The organism is Streptomyces sp. NPDC055287, assembly GCF_053646035.1.
Window position 1 is genome coordinate 266,328 of sequence record NZ_JBSHNE010000006.1, and the last position, 17,664, is coordinate 283,991.

A 17,664-nucleotide genomic window follows, 5' to 3' on the forward strand; every position below is an offset into this window, starting at 1 on the left:
CTGCGGGCCGTCTGGGCTCGCGGTGTTTCAGCGGCCCTTTCGGGTGCGCTTGCCGGTGCTCTTGGTGCTGGTGGTGACCGAGCGGACCACGGTGACCACGGCCCAGCCGAGGACGAGCGCGATGAAGGCCAGGAAGGCCAGGTTCGCGGCGATGGCGGTCAGGACGCCGACGAGCAGCGGGCCGAAGTAGACGCCGGCCGCGACCGCACCGGCCCCGACACCGGAGCCGAGCGCGACGCGCTGCACCGTGCGGTCCGGCGGCGCCTGGTGGATGTGGACGACCTGCGGCCCGGCGGGCTGCCGTACGGGAAGAGCGGCGGGGTCTGCGTATGCGTGGCGGCCGTCCGGGAGCTGGACGACCGTCAACGGGCGGTGTTCGGGGAGCTGTTCCATGACGCACCCTCCGGGGCGTTGTCGGGGAAAGCGCAGGTCGAGCACATGCCGAGCGACGGCGGGATGACGTATCCGGCGTCGCGGCGGCACTCGGGGCAGGTGCGGCGGGCGGCGTTGGCCTTGGCCAGGGCCGCCCACCGGGCCGGGGTCATCGCACGCACCGGCTTCGCGCGGTCGATGCGGTAGAGGTAGGCGATCAGCGGGCCCCGTCGGCGCCGGGGCCGCTCCACCTGCGCCGCCACCCCCTGACCACCCGGACGCAAGCCCAGGGCGCGGAGCTGGCGGTAGGTCGCGTAGCCGTCCGGGGCGAGCCGCCACCGGTAGACAGGCAGCGCGCCCATCAGGCGACCTGAAGGCCGCGTTCGGCGCGCAGGGTGTCGCGCAGGGTACGGGCGTTCGCCGGTGAGGTGCGGACCTCACGGCGGATGCCCTCGGCGGTCAGCTTCGCGTCCGCCCAACCGGCCGTCGCCTTCCGCGCCTCGTCGAGCAGCTCGTCCCGGGTGCGTTTCGGGCGAGGGGTGCGGGCCACCTCCGGGACGCGGCCGGTGGCCCGGCGCGGGCCGGGCGACTCGGCGGCAACCGCGCGCCGCTCGATCGGTGTCACGGTCGGTTGCTCGATGGCCTGGACCGGCTTGGCCGGGATGGTCGACTTGAGGAAGCCGACCGCCACCGGTCGGGGCAGCGGCTTCACGTTCGGCGTGATCGCCGCCGGGGTCGATACCGCAAGGTCAGAACTAGACCGATTCCTCCCGGTCTCAGTCGATTCATCCGCATTCGCGGTTGGGGTGGTGATCGGGGTGGGGCGGTGGTGCAGCACCTTCGCCACGAGGTCGGAACCGAAGTAGATCGACCCGACCGGCAGCGAGGTGGCGAGCAGCACCAGAACCCAGTTCGCCGGGTCCCAGTCAGCCAGTCGACCCCAGTCGACCGAGCCGCCGTGCAGCTCCGGGACCAAGCCGTGCACGTAGTTCAGCACCAGCGAAGCGACGGTGTAGGTGGCCAGCACCCGCAGCGCGAACGTCCGGTCCCGCCCGGAGAGCACGAGCGTGGCGATCAGGGCCAGGGCCATGAGGCCGTCCACGACGAACGGGTACAGCGTCGCGGCCGTACTGTCGGCGCCGATGGCGTGCGCGATGTCGCGAAGCGCGTTCCAGGACACCCGGAAGGCCATGGCGACCACAACGACCAGCGCGAGCACGAGGGCCGTGCGGCCCTTTCGGTGCAGGTTCATGCGACGCCGCCCGTCTGCCCGGTCAGGCCGTTGACCTGGTCGCGGTGCGCGGCGAGCACGCGCCGGCGGGCCCGGCGGATGCGGCGCTCGTCCAGCTCGCACGGCGTGCGGTCGATGCTGATGATCTGTGCGTCCAGCAGCTCCACCTCCGCGCGGATGACGGGCATCTCCGCGTCGATGGCGTCCAGCTCCGCGTCCGTGGGCTCCATCCATGGCTCGAACGCGGTAACAGCTTCCTGAACAGTGACGATGTGGTTCATGGGTCGTGTTCCCCCTAGCAGGTGGCAACGGCCCGAACAGCGGCCCCGGAGTTGCACCTCCGGGGCCGCGCGCCGTTGAAGTCGGCAGATCCGGCTCCCCTCAGCGCTGCTCGTACGAGACGAGCAGCGGAGGCAACCGGCCGCAGCCCAAAGGCCGCGAGGTCGACGCGCGACATGGTCGCGAGGTCCGCCTTTTCGACTCGGGGAGGCGGGGCCCACATATGCAGTTCTCAAGCAACTACCAGCGCGGGGCTCCTAGTTGAGGCGAGCCATCCCGATCCGGAACCGCTCCGCGTAGAGGAGGAGCGGCGTTGCATCTACAGACTGGACCGGTGGACCGGTCCAGTCAAGCACTGAAAACGCAGTTGGGCTGCCCTAGTGAGGATCTGCGCAGGTCACGGCGCATGACGATTCATCAAAAAAGCTGGACCGGCGGACCGGTCCAGCTCGGATTGGAGCGTTACCTACATGGCGTAGGTGTCCACCTGCTCGAAAAGGGAGGAGGGGGTGACGCCCTCCTCGCAGACCAGCGGGCGGCCGTCCTCGTCGTACGCCGTGTGAAGGAGCACGGCGACCGCAGTGGCCGCTTCTACCTGCAAGCGTTCAGCCTCCGCGTCAGTAGCGAGTCGCACGGTGGTGACATCCACTCCCTCGACCGGGAATCGACCGGTCTGCCGGCGGACGTAGCGCGTCGTGCCCTCAGCAATGGGAGCAGTGTCGGCAAGGCGGGGTGCCGCCTCCGCGATCTCTGGGGGGAACCACGCCTCCACGCAGCTATTCGGGGTCCCGTCTGGGAGCTGGAGGACGCGGATGCGTCGGAGTGCCAGCACTCCGGGGGAGATCCCAAGCGCATTGGCGACGCGGGTGGGAGGTGCCGCCCAGTCGGGCGTACCGATCCGCAGGAACGGCATCCCACCCAAGATCCGCGCCGACCCGGCTCGGCGGGCGCCGGCCGGGCGCGCCACGGGCGTTTCCGTGACGACGAAACCAGTGCCCTGCTTGGCCACCACCACCCCGTCGTTGCGCAGTACGTCCACGGCCTTGATGGCGGTGGCCCGCGATACGTCCCACTGCTCGGCCAGGTCGCGGCCGGACGGGATGGTGGCACCCGGAGCGAACTCACCAGCGGCGATGCGGGCGCGCAGCGACTCAGCGATCTCTTCGTACTTCAGAACGGCCATGGTTTCCCCTACTCCGCGCGCTGGACTGGTCCACCGGTACACACGATACTGCGAGCATGTCGAATCTCGAATTGGCTCCCTCCGTGATGCGGTTCTACGGCGAGACAGTGAACGAGGACAGCCGCCTGCGTAGCTCGGCAGACGGCCGCATGGAGCTGGTCAGGACTCAAGAGCTTCTCCGACGCTTCATGCCCCCCGCCCCCGCGCGCGTGCTCGACGTGGGAGGAGGGACCGGGATTCACGCTGAGTGGCTTGTGAAGGACGGCTATGAAGTCACGCTTGTGGACCCCGTGCCTCGTCATGTTGAGAGGGCGGCGGCCGTGTGCTCGGCGATCGTGGGAGACGCCCGCGATCTGCGTGAGCCAGACGACAGTTTCGACGTCGTGCAGCTCCTAGGGCCGCTGTACCACCTTCCCGATGCCGATGATCGACGTAAGGCCCTGGCGGAAGCCCACCGCGTGGTGAGGCCAGGTGGAATGGTCGCGGCGGCGGCGATCAACCGTTACGCGTCGCTCTTCGAGCACGTTACGTACGCCCACCTGCACACCGAACGGATTCGTGACTCCGTGTCCAAGATCCTTGAGACGGCTGTCTATGACGGCGTACGAGGGTTCACGTTGTCCTACTTCCACCGTGCCGAAGAGCTGGTATCGGAACTGGTGGCCTCCGGATTGGTGGACGTGCAGGTCTTCGGGATCGAGGGGCCCGCATGGTCGCTCGTGAAGGCGGCCGAGCAGCAGCCGGGCGAGGGGCCCACGGATGAGCTGATCGCCTCCGCAATGGAAGCGGCGCGCATGGCAGAGCCATACCCGGAATTGCTTGCTGCCAGTTCGCATCTGCTGGCCGTAGGCAGGGCTCCGATGCCACCGGGGTCAGCGTGACACCCCGCCCCTAGGTGCCGCACCGTGGCACGAGGGCGGGGCGCGAAGGGGCTGCACCTCGTGTCACGAGACTTTCAGTGCCTGGCAGTCCGTCTCAGTTTCCGTCTCGTTCATCCCCGTACACGGCCGTCCGCAGGCGTCCACCCCGCACCGTCGAGCACCGTGTCCGTACGGGTCTGAACTTCGACGGAGGCGCCTGAATCGCGCCCCGGCCAGCCCGGACAAACCTGCAAAGCGAGTTACGTCGGTTCGATTCCGATCACGGCCTCCACCGTCGGCCCGCTCAGGCCCGCCCCGCTACACCGGCAGCACGCACACCGGCACCGGCGCCGCGAGCACCGCGCCCGCCGGCGCGAGCCGGCCCGTCCCGCGGTCCACCGAGAACGCCGCGACCGTGCCCGACTTCTGATTGGCCGCGAACAGCAGCCCGCCGGACGGGTCGAGCGCGATGTGGCGGGGGTACGCACCCCCGGACGGCGTGGCGGACAGCAGCCGCAGCGCCGCGCCGCCGCACTCGGCGGCGAAGACCGCGATGCTGTTGTGGCCCCGGTTGGAGACGTACACGAACCGCCCGTCGGGCGACACCACCACCCCCGCCGGATAGTTGCGCTCGATGAGCCCGGGGCCGGGCGGCAGGGTGGGATGGGGAGTGCCCGGGGTCAGGACCCCGCTGCGCCCGTCGTAATCGCACACCACCAGCGTGCTGTCCAGCTCGTTCACGACGTACGCGTACCGGCCGGTGGGATGGAAGGCGAGGTGCCGGGGCCCGGCACCCGGCTTCATCGCGGCGCGTCCGCGTTCCCGCAGCTTCCCGGTGCGCGGGTCGAGCCGGTAGGTGTGGACGGTGTCCGTACCCAGGTCGACGGCCACGACGTACCGCCCGCCGGGGTCCGTGACGACCATGTGCGCGTGCGGGCCCTCCTGCCGCTCGGGGTCCGGCCCCGACCCGGTGTGCCGTACGACGTCGGTGGCCTCACCGAGCACGCCGCCGCGCCCGATGGGGTGTACGGACACGCTCCCGCCGGTGTAGTTCGCGGTCAGCAGGAACCGCCCGCCGGGGTGAACGGACAGGTGGCAGGGGTCGGCGCCGCCCGTACTGCGGGCGCGTCCCAGCACCTCGGGCGCCCCGGCCCCGACGCGCACCGCCGTGACGGCGCCCTCGGCGCGCTCGTCGACGGCGTACAGCGTGCGGCGGTCGGGCGCGAGCGCGAGGAAGGAGGGATTCGGTACGCCGGCGAGCACCCCGGTGGTGGACAGCTGCCCGCTGCGCGGCCGGTACGCGGCGATCCCTATGCCGGTGCCGCCTCCGGGCTGCGTGGTGTACGTACCGAGGTACGCGCGCCGCAGCGCCTCCGTGGCCCGCGCGCTCCCGGGCACCGCCAGCGCGACGGCGCCGGCGGCGGCCAGCGCACCGAACCGCCGCCGGCTCGGGCCGGGCGCAGCGGGGGCACCGGCGCCCGCGTCCGCGCCCCCGTCCACAGCCGCAGCCGCAGCCGCTGTCCTCGCCGTACGCATGTCGCTCATCAAGCCCCTCACGCTTCCCGGTTGGTCGGGTGGTCGGCGGTGCAGCAGTCGTCGCGGTCGCATGGTGTCCCGGACCACGGCGCCGGGACAAGGGGCCGCGCGTACGGACGCCTACGCTCCCACCGCCCGGCGTAGGGGCGGCGCCGTACCCGCCGTCGACCGGCACCGACCGATGCCCTCCGCGACGAGGTGAGTAGGCTCGTCCCGCTCATGTCACACCACGGGGGAGCTTCAGATGGAACGGCCACGCCTGGGCACTCCGCGGCGCATCGGCCCCTACGTCCTGATCACCCGACTCGATTCGGCCGGCGGCCCCGGTACGCCGCCCGTGCCGGAGCGCCGCTTCATCGCCCGGAGTCCGGACGGCGAGCGCACAGTGCTGGTGAGCGCGCCGCTGGACGGTGCGGACCCGCAGCGTTTCGTGGTGGAGGCGGAGGCGGCCCGTTACCTGCTGGGCCCCTGGGCGGCCCCCGTCACCGAGTGCTCCGGCCCCTCGCCCGCCCCCTGGCTCGCCCGCCCGTATCTCCCCGCGCTGCCCCTGCCGACGGCGCTCTCGGTGCACGGCGGGCCGTTGCCGGAGCAGACGGTGCGGGCGCTCGGCGCCGCTCTCGCCGAGACCCTGGCGATCGCCCACGCGGCGGGCACGACGCATGCGGGCGTGTCCCCGGCGGCCGTACTGCTCGCGGGGGACGGCCCTCGCCTCTCCTGTTTCGGGGCGGTACGCGCCGCGGGCCCGGACGGCGAGCCCCGAAGCGGCCTTCCCGGCCTCGACCCCGGCGCCCTGGCACCCGAACAGGCCACCGGCGGACGCCCGCGCCCTCCGGGTGACATCTACGCCCTCGGAGCGGTGCTCTCGTACGCGAGCACCGGTCACACCGTCCCCGACCGGGACGAACTGCCCGCCTCCCTGCGCCCGTTGATCGCGGCATGCCTGTCCCGCGACCCGGCGGCCCGCCCCCAGGCGGTCCAGCTCCTGGAGCAGCTCGCGCCCGGCACCGGTGCAGCCGCCACCGGCCCCCGGGGGACGGAGATCCACTCCCCCACCGCCACCCCCTCCCTGCCCCCGGACTGGCTGCCGGGCCGGGTGGTGGCGGCCGTCGCCCGCCAGTCGGCCGTGATCCTCGCGGCCGAACTCCCCGCCCCCGTCCCCGCACACGCCCCCGCCGCCCCCGCGCACAGAAACAACTGACTGAGCGATGCCGACGCCCCTCACCCACGACGACCCGCAGCAGCTGGGCGGGTTCCGCCTCATCTCCCGGCTGGGCAGCGGCGGCATGGGCACGGTCTATCTCGCGCGCACCCCGGGCGGCCGTACGGTCGCACTCAAGACGGTCCACGCGCGCATCGCGTCCGACCCCGCCTTCCGCACCCGTTTCCGCCTGGAGACGGACGCCGCCCGTGTCATCGGCGGCCGGCACGGGGCGGCCGTCTTCGACGCCGACCCGCTCGCCGAAACCCCCTGGATGGCCACCGAGTACGTACTGGGCCCGCCCCTGGACGAAGCGGTGACGCTCTGCGGCCCCCTCCCCGAGCCGTCCGTCCGCGCCCTGGGCGCGGCCCTGTGCGGCGCCCTGTCCCAACTGCACCGCTCCGACGTCGTGCACCGCGACCTCAAGCCCTCCAACGTGATGGTCACGGCGTACGGCCCCAAGGTCATCGACTTCGGCATCGCCCGCGCCCTGGGCGACGACCGCCTGACCCGCACGGGCACCGCGGCCGGCACCCCCGCCTACATGTCCCCCGAGCAGGCCACCGGTCTGGAACACACCCCCGCGGGCGACGTGTTCGCGCTGGCCGGCGTCCTCGTCTTCGCCGTGGCGGCCCACGGCCCGTTCGGCAGCGGCCGGCCCGCGGACCTGCTCTACCGGGTCCGTTACGCCGACCCGGACCTGACGGGCGTACCCGCGTCCCTCGCCCCGGTCCTCGCCCGCTGCCTGCACAAGGACCCGGCGCAGCGCCCCACGACGGCGCAGCTCGCCGCGGAACTCCACGACGGCCACGGCGAATTCGCCGACCACCTGCCGCCCCCGCTCCTCGCGGAGATCTCCCGCCGGGCGGCGGAGGTCTGGCATCCCCACCCGCCGCGCCTTCCGGCCCCGCCTGAATCCCACGAACCCTCCACACCCGCCCCGGACACCGCCGCCCCGAGTGCGTTGTCCCGCCGCAAGCTGATCGCGGTGGGCGGCGGTTCGGTGCTGGGCGTGGCGGCGGCGGGGACCGGCGCGTGGGCGTGGTTCGGCCGAGGGGGCGCGGAGGCCAAGGGCAGGAAGCCCGCATCCGCCGCCGACGACGGCCCCGAGCCGCTGTGGCGCACCGACGTCGCCGACAAGTGGCAGCGCCAGCTCCCCGTGCCCCTGGGCAAGGTCGTCGCCACCCTGTCGGACGACGCGCTGCGGGGTCTGGACGCGAAGACCGGCAAGGAGCTGTGGTCGTACCCGCTGCTGACCGAAGGGCAGCAGATCACCTCGGACGGCAAGGCGGTCTACGGCTTCCTCCCCGACTACGACGAGGGCAAGGGCCTGTCGCTGCACGCCTTCTCGCAGTCCGACGGAACCATGCGGCGCCGCATCGCCCAACTCGCCGAATTCAGCGGTTCCCTGCACGACGCGGAAATGATCGCCGCGGCCGGTGGTGTGCTGTACCTGGCCGCCCGGAAGAAGGGCGCGTCGTCCACCGACTTCACCGCCCAGGCCAAGGACTGGTACGTCCTGGCGGTCGACATCCGTACCGGAAAGAAGCTCTGGCAGCGGGCCACGAGCGTGGTCTATCCCAACAACGGCGCGAGGGCCATCAGCGCCAAGGCCGTCGGCAAGCGCCTGATCGCCGCCGGGCAGGGGATCAGCTCGTCGGACTTCAGCGTGGGAGCCACGGACATCGGCACGGGCGAGCGGCTCTGGGGCATTGACATCCCCAGGGAAAAGCTCGACGCCTCGTTCCTCATCCCGGGCCAGCTGGCCGTCGACCGGAAGCACGTCTACGTCAGCAGCGGGCGCCTCTGGGCCCTGCGGCTCTCCGACAGCAAGGTCGCCTGGGAGTTCGGGAAGGACCGCAATCCGGGTGAGGTCAAGCAGAACGGGAGAACGTACGGCGCTCCGGCCGTGCGGGACGGTGTGGTGTACACCGCCGAGGGCAGCCGCGGCATCGTCGCCCTGGACGCGGCGACCGGAGACCTGCTGTGGGAGGAGAAGGAGGACCTGACCAAGGACGACACTCCGAGTCTCGACACTCCCCCGATCGTCGGCAAGAAGTACGTCTACGCCCCTCTCACCAACGGCATCAGCGCCGTCGACCGCCGTACCCATCGATCCGTGTGGACCTTCCCGACATCCGCCCTCCGCTTCGTGGCGCACGAGGAGGCCGGGCAGCTCATCGCCGCCGACACGGCCACCGTGACCGCCCTGCCCTTCGAGTGAGAAAGCGCCTCCCACCATGCTCCCCCTCAGCACCGGCGACCCCCTGCGCCTCGGCCCGTACCGCCTCCTCGGTGTGCTCGGCGAAGGAGGCATGGGCAAGGTCTACTTCGGCCGGGACGGCGCGGGCGACGCGGCGGCGGTCAAGGTCCTGCGCCCCGAGCTGGCGCACGACCAGAATCTGGCCCGGCGGTTCGTGCGCGAGGCGCAGACCGCGCAGGCCGTCACCGGTGAGGGCGTGGCCCGCGTACTCGGCGCGCAGACCGAGGGCGGACGGCCCTGGATCGCGGCGGAGTTCCTGGCCGGCCCGACGCTCGACGACGCCGTCACGTCGTACGGCCCGCTGGACGACGCCGCCCTGCGGGCCCTCGCCTCGTCCCTCGCCCGCACCCTCCAGGACATTCACGCGGCGGGTCTCGTCCACCGCGACCTCAAGCCCGCCAACATCGTGCTCACCTCGCGCGGCCCCCGCGTCATCGACTTCGGTATCGCCCGGCCCGAGCACGGACTGACGCTGACCACGACCGGCCAGATCCCGGTCACCCCCGGATACGGCGCCCCCGAGCAGGTACTCGGTCAGCGGGTCGGCCCGCCCGCCGACGTCTTCTCGCTCGGCGCGGTCCTCGCGTACGCCGCCAGTGGGTGCCGCGCCTACGACGGCCCGCACGTGGCCGGTGTGCAGTACCAGGTCGTGCACGGCGAGCCCGACGTGAGCCGCGTGCCGGAACACGTCCGGACTCTGGTCCTCCCCTGCCTCGCCAAGGACCCGGCGCAGCGCCCGGCGCCTGCGCAGATCGCGCAGGCGTTCGCCCCTCCCCGGGGGGCGGGCAAGATCTGGCGGCAGGGCCCGCTGGCCGCCGACATCGGCCGGCGTGAGGCCACCGCACGGCGGCTGACGTCGACGCCCTCGGCAGAGCCCGCCGGGCCCGTTACCGCCCCCTCCCGCCGCCGTCTCCTCACCACCCTCGCGGCGGGCGGCGCGGTCCTCGCCGCCGGTGGCACGACCGCCTGGTGGCTCAAGGGCGGCACCGGCTCGAAGCCGGACCCGAAGCCCGTGGTCGTGCCGCCCGCCGCCAGGACGCCGGCGGCCGCCCTGTTGGCGCCCACCGCGCGGGTCGCGCCGCTGTGGGGTCCCGAGGCCCTGGCCGGTCCGCGCACACCGGCTCCCCTCCCGGTGCGCGACGTCGTGATCTTCGAGGCGGCGGACGGTGGGCTGGCGGCGCACCACGTCACCGACGGCCGGCAGGAATGGCACGCTGCGGACGTGACCGGGTCGTCCGGCTTCGTGTCGCTCGCGGACCGGCTCGTCGTGACCGCGGACGCGGAAGGCGCCCTGCGGGCGTTCGTCGCCTCCACCGGGCGGGACGCCTGGACGGCTGCGGACGTCGACGCGGAGAAGGTCCTGGCCGCCGACGCAGGCGCCGTCTACGTGATGACCCGGGAGCGGCAGCTGCGCGCCGTCAGCACGGCCACGAGGAAGGTGCTCTGGTCGCGGTCCACCCCCGTACGGACGACGTCGGTGGAACCTCCGGCGGCGGCGACGGGCAAGGGGCGTCTGGTCCTCTTCCCGTCGGACGGCCACGTGGTGGTCGTGGACACGGCCACCGGCCACCGGGTGTGGCACATACCCGACCAGGGCACCGCGGCCCTCGCACCGGCTGTCCGGAAGGACCAGGTCATCCTCGGCGGCAGGTCCCTGTCCGCCTACTCGCTCGACGACGGCAAGAAGCTCTGGTCCGTGCGGGCGGAAAGCAGAGTCGACCAGGAAACCGGGGGCTGGGGGCCTCCGGCCGTCCGGGGGGACGAGGTGTACGCCGTCGACTATCTGGATCTCCACCGCTACCGGGCGAGCGACGGCAAGCAGCAGTGGTCGTGCCTCCTGCGGAGCTACGAGGGCACCCGGGTGGCGCCCGTCGTGCAGGGCGGCACCGTGTGGGTCGCCGAGCAGAAGGGCTACGGGCTGACCGCCGTCAGCACGCGCACGGGCGGCGAGCTCGCGGAGTACGTGTTCGGCGACGGCGAGACGGCGGCCTACACGACAGCGGGCGACGGCAACCGCTTCTTCGCCGTTCACGACGGCTCCGTGGTCGCCATGCCCGTACGCCGCTGAGCCGCGAAGCCCGCGCCGCCCCTCCGGAGCCTGGTGTCGTAGCCGCGCCCGTCAGGCGGAGGGAACGGCGACCGCCGCCTGCGGGCGGATCGGCAGGCGGTTGACCGGGCGGCCCGTGGCCGCGCGGACCGCCGAGGCGATCGCCGCCGGGGACGTGACGACCGGGACCGCGCTGACCGGCTTCGCGCCGAAGGGTGCGACGACGTCGCGCTCCTCCACCAGCTTCACGATGCGGATGTCCGGCGCGTCCAGGGACGTCGGGAGGGCGTAGTGCGTGAGGTCCGGGTGGCGGATCAGCCCGCGCGGCGTACGGAGGTTCTCCGTCAGCGCCGCGCCCACGCCCTGCGTCACACCCGCCTCGATACGGGTCGCCAGCTGGGCGGGGTTCAGGATGCGGCCCACGTCCTGGGCCACCGCCATCTCCACCACGCGGATCGAGCCCAGCTCGATGTCCACGTCCACGATCGCGCGGATCGCGCAGAAGGCCAGGCCCACGAACGCGTCGCCCTGGCCCGCGTCGTCGAGGGGCTCGGTGGGATGCGGGCGGCACTGGGCCGTGGCCCAGAGTTCCTTGCCGGCCATCGCCTCCATCACCGTGGTGGACAGGACTCCGTCGTACGACGTGATCTTGCCGTCGGCGATCTGCAGCAGCTCGGTCGACATGCCGAACTTGTGGGCCAGGGGCTGGAGCAGCTGCGTGCGGACCATCTTCGCCGCGCGTTCCACGGCGCCGCCCGACACCCAGGTGTGACGGCCGTGCGTCGCGGCGCCCGCCGGGGGCTGGTCGGTGTCCACGGAGGCCACGTGGACCTCCTCGACGCCCAGGACCTCCTGGACGATCTGGCGCGCGAGCGTGGAGAAGCCCTGGCCTGTCTCGACCGCCGCGCAGATGACCGTCGCCACGCCGTCGTGGACCTTCACCGTGGCCGTCGAGACCTCGTCCGCGCCCTCCGCGCCCAGCATGTGCACCATGCCGACCGCGTAACCGACGCCGCGGCGCACGGCGCTCGGCTCACCCGCGCCCTCCGGGCCGCCCGGCAGCAGCCAGTCGTCCTGGGGGGTGTCCTTGGGGAGGGTGGGGAGCGGGAAATCGCGTACGGATCTGAGGAGTTCGGCCACGGGGGCGGGGCAGGTCACCGTCTGGCCGGTGGGGAGCAGGTCGCCCGTCGCCAGGACGTTGCGCAGCCGCAGTTCCGCCGGGTCGAGGCCCAGCTTCGCCGCGAGCTTGTCCATCTGGCCCTCGTACGCCGCGCACACCTGGAGGGCGCCTTCGCCCCGGACGTGACCCGAGGGGGGGTTGTTCGTACGGACCGCCCAGCCCTCGATGAAGGCGTGCGGGACGACGTAGGGCCCGCAGGCGAAAGCCACTGCCGCCGCGAGCGATTCGGACGAGGCGTCGGCGTACGCGCCCGCGTCCAGGAGGATCTGGGCCTCGACCTTGACCAGGCGGCCCTCGGCGTCCGCGTGGTGGCGGTAGCGCAGCAGGGTCGGGTGGCGGTGGGCGTGGCCGAGGAAGGACTCCTCGCGGGAGGCGGCCAGCTTGACCGGGCAGCCGGTCCTGAGCGCGAGCAGGCCGAGCGGGATCTGGAAGCTGCCGTCCTCGCGGTCGCCCGTCGCACCGGGGACTCCCGTCACGACCACCTTCACGCGCTCCTGCTCCAGGCCGAAACAGGCGGCGGCGCGGTCGCGGTCGGTGTGGGGGTCGGTGGACGCCGTGTAGATCTCGACGCCGCCGTCCGGGCGCGGGACGGCGAGACCGGCCTCGGCCCCGATGGGCGCCGGGTCCTGGCGGCCGATGCGGTACAGGCCCTCGACGATCACCTCGCCCAGGGCCTCCGGGTCGCCGAAGCTCAGCGGGATGTGGCGGATCAGGTTGCCGTCGGGGTGCAGCGGCTCGGCCGCGAAGGCCTGCTCCGGGTCGGTGACCGGTTCGAGGATCTCGTACTCGACCGCGATGGCGGCGGCGGCCAGGCGCGCCGTGTCGGGGTGGTCGGCGGCCACGGCGGCGATCGCCTCGCCGTGGTGGCGGACCAGGTCGGAGGCGAAGACGGGGCGGTCGGCGACGCTGCGGCCGTGCGCGGGGTCGCCCGGCACGTCCTGGTGGGTGATCACGGCCCGGACGCCCGGCATCTCGGTCGCGGCGGAGGTGTCGACCGAGACGATGCGGGCGTGGGCGTGCGGCGAGCGCAGAACGGCGGCCCAGAGCAGGCCCTCGGCCCAGAGGTCGGCCGCGTACGGGAACGTGCCCTCGGTCTTGGCGCGTGCGTCGGCCGGCGGCAGGGACGCGCCGAGGCCGAGGGCGGGCGTCTCGGTACGGCGCTCGGGCTGGATGCCGTCTACCGCCGTGGTGCTGGTCGCGGTGGCCGCGTCGTGGCTCACGCCATGCCTCCGTCGTGCGGGTGCTCGTGCGGGTGGGACGGGTGGATGCCGCCCGCGCCGGGGGGTGCCTGGTGCGGGATGCGGGCTTCCTCGGCCGCGGCGGTCGCGTCGCGTTCGGCGACGACTTCACGTACGGCTTCGAGTACGCCCCGGTAGCCGGAGCAGCGGCAGAGGTTCCCGCAGAGGGCCTGGCGGGTCTCCAGGTCGCTCGGGGCGTGGTTGCCTTCGAGCAGGTCGTGGACGGTCATGGCCATGCCGGGTACGCAGAAGCCGCACTGGACCGCGCCGCAGTTGGCGAGGGCGCGCTGCACGTCCGACGGTTCGCCGTCGGTGGCGAGGCCCTCGACCGTACGGACCTCGCTGCCGGCGGTGGTGGCCGCGGGCACCAGACAGGAGGCGACCAGGCGGCCGTCGACCTGGACGGCGCAGGCGCCGCACTCGCCCTGGGAGCAGCCGTCCTTGGCGCCGGCCAGACCGAGGCGCTCGCGCAGGACGTAGAGGAGGGACTCGCCGATCCACGCGTCGGTGACGGGGCGGTCGGCGCCGTTCACTCGCAGGACGTAGGAGGCGTGGGGGTGCTCGCTGTGAGCTTCGTCCTGGGGGGCGTCTCCCGCCGTGGCGGCGGCCGGGGTGGCGGGGGCGTCGGGGTCGGTGCCGTGCCGGGGCGCCTCCTCGGGCGCCGAACCTTCGGGTACGTGGTGCGGTCCGGGGTGGTTGCCTTCGACGCCCTGCGAGGAGCGTCGCTGCGCGTCCTCTCCCGGCACGGTGCCCCGTGCCGCGGGGCCGGGTGCGTCCTGCGTCGGGTGCGGCTCGAAGTCGGCGGTCCGGGGCGGCTGCGCGGCCCAGGGGGCCGGGGCGCCGCCGGGCAGGGTCGGGCCTGCTTCCGACGTGTTCGCCCAGGGCGACGGCGCGCCGCCGGGCAGGGTCGCCGGGGGATGGGTGGTGGCCCACTGGGACGCCAGGGCCGAGGTCGTGAACTCGCCGGATTCGTCCGGGAGGTCGCCGTCGGCAACCGGGATCGTCCACTGGCCCGTGAGCTCCGAGGCCACCGGCGGCGTCGGCTCCGGGGCCGACTCGAAGCTCCACTGGCCCGTCGCCCCGGCCTCGTGCGCCGGGGCGGGCGGCTGCGCGCTCTCCGGCTCCGGCCAGCGCATCTCGCCCGGTGTCTCCTGCGGCACGGACCAGGTTCCCGTCGCGCCCGGGTCGGCCGATGCCGGCATCTGCGAGCTGATCTGCGGCGGTACGTAGTCGTGGCCCGGCGCCGCCAGCGGGTCGCCGTAGGCGCCGAAGTCCGTCATGCCCTCGGGCAGCTGCACGAACGCCGTGGCCTCGGCGTCGTACTCACCGCCCTGGGGGATCGGCTGCCAGCCGCCGGGGTTCGGCGGTGCCGGCGTCCCGGGGTTCTCGTTCTCGCTCACGACAGTGCCCTCCCCAGCGCTCGTCGGGCCAGCGCGGCGACCGTGCGCCGCAGGTGCAGTACGCCGGGCGGCAAGGGCGCGGAGGCCTCCGCCCCGTCCGGCGCCGGAGCCGGGTCCGGGACGCACGCGGCGGCGACGTACTCGCCGAACGCCGCGCACGCCTCGGGCGCCAGCTTGCGGTCCGCGTCCCACTCGATCAGCGAGGCGATCCAGCGCTCCGCCTCCAGGGGCCGCAGCGGCATCGGTGCGATCGCGCCCACCGCGCACCGCACCTCGCGCCGCGCCGGGTCGAGGACCAGGGCGACGGACGCGGTGGCACGGCCGGGGCCGGTGCGGCCGGTTGCCTTGAAGAAGACCTGGGGCGCGTGCAGCAGCGGTACGCGCACGAAGCCGATCAGCTCGCCCGCGCCCAGCATCTCGCGGCCCGCGAGGAGGTGGGACACGGGGATCTCGCGGCGTGCGCCGCCCGGTCCCGCGATCACCAGCGTCGCTTCCATCGCGGCCAGCACGGGCAGGGTGTCGCCGGTGTGCGCGGCGGTGACGATGTTGCCGCCGAGTGTTCCTGCGTTACGGATCTGGGGCGGGCCGGCGGCGCGCGCGGCCGCCGCGAGTGCCGGGATGAGGGCCGCGAAATCGGGCCGTCCCATCCGGGCGTGCGTGAGACCGGCGCCGAGGAGCGCGTTTCCGTCCTGGTACTGCCAGCCCCTGATCTCGCTGATCCGGCCGAGCCCGACCAGGGCGGCGGGCCGCAGTTGCCCGGAGTTCACGGATGCCATCAGGTCCGTGCCGCCCGCGACGGGCACGGCGGCAGGCATGGCGGTGAGTGCCGCCACGGCCTCGTCGAGCGAGGCCGGGAGCGTCACGGACTGCGCCGCCTGCGGTGCGTGCGTGGTCAACCCAGCTGCCCCTTCCCGGTGTCCCGGCTGTCCCGCCTGTTGCGCCGTACGGTACGTGCTCACAGTCCGGACGAGGCAACTCTGGCACATCTTGCGAACCGGCCGACGCGAGGGTCCACTAGGGGGCCCTCGTCCCCGGCCAGGGCATTGGTCCGCTTTCACACCTCATCGACGGTGAGGGCGAATTGCCACCCTTCGGCGACTCTTGTGTTACTTACGACTTATGCCGAGCCGGGCCGTTCCCACGGTCCCAGGCCCGGCACAGCGCGGCACGCACCTTCTCCTGCGGCTCACACGTTTGGGGGCGACCCCTCGATCGGGCGTCCGAGCGTCGCCGGGTTGCCGTCGGGGGCGGGTCGCTTCTGCCACGGCAGCGGGCCGCCGGGCGGCCGGTAGCCGACACCCAGCGCGTCGAGCCGCCGGTAGTGCCCGGCCATGCGCGCCTCAAAACCGGCGAAGTCGCGTTCGGCGGGTGCCGGCAGGTCGGCCCAGGCGACCTCGGCGAACGCCGCGAGGCGGGGGAACGTCTGGTAGTCCACTCGGCTCTGGTTCTCCATCACCTCGGTCCAGACGTTGGCCTGGGTGCCCAGCACGCGCCGTGCCTCATCGGCCGTCAGCTCCGGCGGTACGGGCTCGAAGCGGTAGACGTCCTCCAGCGTGCGTACGTATCCGATGGGCATCGGCTCGTCCGGGCCGCCGTCCTGGCGGTGGTCCAAGTACACCTGCTGCTCGGGACACATGACGACGTCGTGACCGGCCTTGGCGGCGGCGATTCCACCGGCGTAACCGCGCCAGGAAGAGACGGCCGCTCCCGGCGCGAGGCCGCCTTCGAGGATTTCGTCCCAGCCGATGAGACGGCGGCCGCGCTCGGTCAGCCAGGTGTCGAAGTGCCGGATGAACCAGGACTGGAGCTCTTCCTCGTCCGCCAGGTTCAGTTCCGCGATACGCGCCCGGGCGGCGGGGGACTGCTTCCACTGGCCCTTCGGTGCCTCGTCGCCGCCGACGTGGACGAAGGGGGACGGGAAGAGTTCGAGGACTTCCTCGAAGACGCCCTCGAAGAAACGCAGGGTGCGGTCGGAGGGGGCCAGTACGTTCGGGTTGATGCCCCAGGTGTCCCAGACGGACAGGCTCGCCCCCTCGGGTGACGTCGTGGTGATGACGTCCGTATTGCCGAGTTCCGGATACGCGGCGATGGCGGCCTGCGAATGGCCCGGAATATCGATCTCGGGAACGACGGTGATATGCCGCTCGGCGGCGTACGCGACGATCTCCCGGATGTCGTCCTGCGTGTAGTAACCACCGTGCGGCGTCTCGGTCCACAGGTCGGACGCGCGGTGGCCCCATTTGGTGCGCGCCCGCCACGCGCCGGTCTCCGTCAGTTTCGGGTGGCGCTTGATCTCGATGCGCCAGCCCTGGTCGTCGGTGAGGTGGAAGTGGAAGACGTTGAGCTTGTGTGCGGCCAGCAGGTCCAGATAGCGCAGCACACCGTCCTTGGGCATGAAGTGGCGTGCCACGTCGAGCATCAGACCGCGCCAGGCGAAGCGCGGCTTGTCCTCGATGGCCACCATCGGTACGGACCACTGCCGCGCGGGGTCGAGGGGCGCCCGCCGGAAGGCGTCCGGGCCGAGCAGCTGACGCAGCGTCTGCGCGCCCCAGAAGACGCCCGCCGCGCTGCCGCCCTCGATGAGGACGAGGTAGCCGTCCACGACGAGGCGGTAGCCCTCGGGGCCGAGTTCCTGCTCGATCTCGGGGTCGATGCGCAGCTCGACGCGGTTGCTGCCGCTGTCGCGCTCGTTGTCGCCATCGGTGCCGTCCGGCAGCGGCAGCCCGGTGGCGGCGCCGACCGTGGAGCGCAGCCAGCGGGCGACGCCCTCGGTGCCGGGGCGGGCGAACAGGGCGGTGTCGTGGCCGAGGGGGTAGTGACCCTGGGCGGGGGGCGCCCAGGCCGCGGCTCCGGGAGCCGGTACCAGATCGAGCATGG

14 protein-coding genes are annotated in these 17,664 nt (G+C 73.1%); 4 read left to right on the top strand and 10 right to left on the bottom strand.

The genetic code is table 11. The features are described from left to right. Positions 1-27: 27 nt before the first annotated feature. The 5 genes from ACWIHY_RS13050 to ACWIHY_RS13070 all read right to left on the bottom strand — a co-directional run bounded on the left by ACWIHY_RS13050 (position 28) and on the right by ACWIHY_RS13070 (position 3,065). A complete protein-coding gene (locus ACWIHY_RS13050; RefSeq protein WP_454375709.1) occupies positions 28-393 on the bottom strand; it encodes a DUF6251 family protein in 366 nt (121 codons plus the stop codon). Continuing rightward, positions 363-734, bottom strand: coding sequence for an RRQRL motif-containing zinc-binding protein (locus tag ACWIHY_RS13055; protein WP_454375710.1), 372 nt, complete (start codon positions 732-734; stop codon positions 363-365). Before ACWIHY_RS13055 ends, ACWIHY_RS13050 begins: the two co-directional genes overlap by 31 nt. Beyond that, positions 734-1,624, bottom strand: coding sequence for a DUF2637 domain-containing protein (locus ACWIHY_RS13060; RefSeq protein WP_454375711.1), 891 nt, complete (start codon positions 1,622-1,624; stop codon positions 734-736). Before ACWIHY_RS13060 ends, ACWIHY_RS13055 begins: the two co-directional genes overlap by 1 nt. Next, the gene (locus tag ACWIHY_RS13065; RefSeq protein WP_454375712.1) at positions 1,621-1,884 is read right to left on the bottom strand and encodes a DUF6284 family protein; all 264 of its coding nucleotides are present in this window, start codon (positions 1,882-1,884) and stop codon (positions 1,621-1,623) included. The genes ACWIHY_RS13060 and ACWIHY_RS13065 overlap by 4 nt, the downstream gene beginning before the upstream one ends. Before the next feature lie 464 nt (positions 1,885-2,348). Further along, the gene (locus tag ACWIHY_RS13070; RefSeq protein ID WP_454375713.1) at positions 2,349-3,065 is read right to left on the bottom strand and encodes a GntR family transcriptional regulator; all 717 of its coding nucleotides are present in this window, start codon (positions 3,063-3,065) and stop codon (positions 2,349-2,351) included. Positions 3,066-3,121: 56 nt separating this feature from the next. Here ACWIHY_RS13070 and ACWIHY_RS13075 point away from each other — a divergent pair, with 56 nt between their 5' ends. Further along, positions 3,122-3,946, top strand: a complete 825-nt coding sequence (locus tag ACWIHY_RS13075; RefSeq protein ID WP_454375714.1) for a class I SAM-dependent methyltransferase — start codon at positions 3,122-3,124, stop codon at positions 3,944-3,946. Between the two features lie 297 nt (positions 3,947-4,243). On the opposite strand, the gene ACWIHY_RS13080 is transcribed toward ACWIHY_RS13075, so the two are convergent. Then, complete coding sequence (locus ACWIHY_RS13080) at positions 4,244-5,461, bottom strand: lactonase family protein (protein WP_454375772.1); 1,218 nt, start codon at positions 5,459-5,461, stop codon at positions 4,244-4,246. Between the two features lie 244 nt (positions 5,462-5,705). Here ACWIHY_RS13080 and ACWIHY_RS13085 point away from each other — a divergent pair, with 244 nt between their 5' ends. From ACWIHY_RS13085 to ACWIHY_RS13095, 3 genes are read left to right on the top strand one after another with little or no spacing between them, the layout of a single operon-like run. Continuing rightward, positions 5,706-6,659 (top strand): serine/threonine protein kinase, encoded by a 954-nt coding sequence (locus ACWIHY_RS13085; RefSeq protein WP_454375715.1) that lies wholly within the window; start codon positions 5,706-5,708, stop codon positions 6,657-6,659. A 7-nt stretch (positions 6,660-6,666) separates the two neighbouring features. Then, positions 6,667-8,883 (top strand): protein kinase domain-containing protein, encoded by a 2,217-nt coding sequence (locus tag ACWIHY_RS13090; RefSeq protein WP_454375716.1) that lies wholly within the window; start codon positions 6,667-6,669, stop codon positions 8,881-8,883. Between the two features lie 16 nt (positions 8,884-8,899). After that, entirely contained in the window at positions 8,900-10,990 is a 2,091-nt protein-coding gene (locus ACWIHY_RS13095; RefSeq protein WP_454375717.1) for a protein kinase domain-containing protein, read from the top strand. 51 nt (positions 10,991-11,041) lie between these two features. Here ACWIHY_RS13095 and ACWIHY_RS13100 read toward each other — a convergent pair whose 3' ends face one another. The 4 genes from ACWIHY_RS13100 to ACWIHY_RS13115 all read right to left on the bottom strand — a co-directional run bounded on the left by ACWIHY_RS13100 (position 11,042) and on the right by ACWIHY_RS13115 (position 17,662). Further along, the gene (locus ACWIHY_RS13100) at positions 11,042-13,369 is read right to left on the bottom strand and encodes a xanthine dehydrogenase family protein molybdopterin-binding subunit (protein WP_454375718.1); all 2,328 of its coding nucleotides are present in this window, start codon (positions 13,367-13,369) and stop codon (positions 11,042-11,044) included. Next, on the bottom strand, positions 13,366-14,787 hold the full coding sequence (locus ACWIHY_RS13105; RefSeq protein ID WP_454375719.1) for a 2Fe-2S iron-sulfur cluster-binding protein: 1,422 nt from the start codon (positions 14,785-14,787) through the stop codon (positions 13,366-13,368). The genes ACWIHY_RS13100 and ACWIHY_RS13105 overlap by 4 nt, the downstream gene beginning before the upstream one ends. Further along, positions 14,784-15,683 carry an FAD binding domain-containing protein gene (locus ACWIHY_RS13110; protein ID WP_454375720.1) on the bottom strand — a complete coding sequence of 300 codons (900 nt, stop codon included), beginning with the start codon at positions 15,681-15,683 and terminating at the stop codon, positions 14,784-14,786. The genes ACWIHY_RS13105 and ACWIHY_RS13110 overlap by 4 nt, the downstream gene beginning before the upstream one ends. A gap of 290 nt (positions 15,684-15,973) precedes the next feature. Next, positions 15,974-17,662 (bottom strand): beta-N-acetylhexosaminidase, encoded by a 1,689-nt coding sequence (locus ACWIHY_RS13115; protein ID WP_454375721.1) that lies wholly within the window; start codon positions 17,660-17,662, stop codon positions 15,974-15,976. Between the last annotated feature and the right edge of the window lie 2 nt (positions 17,663-17,664).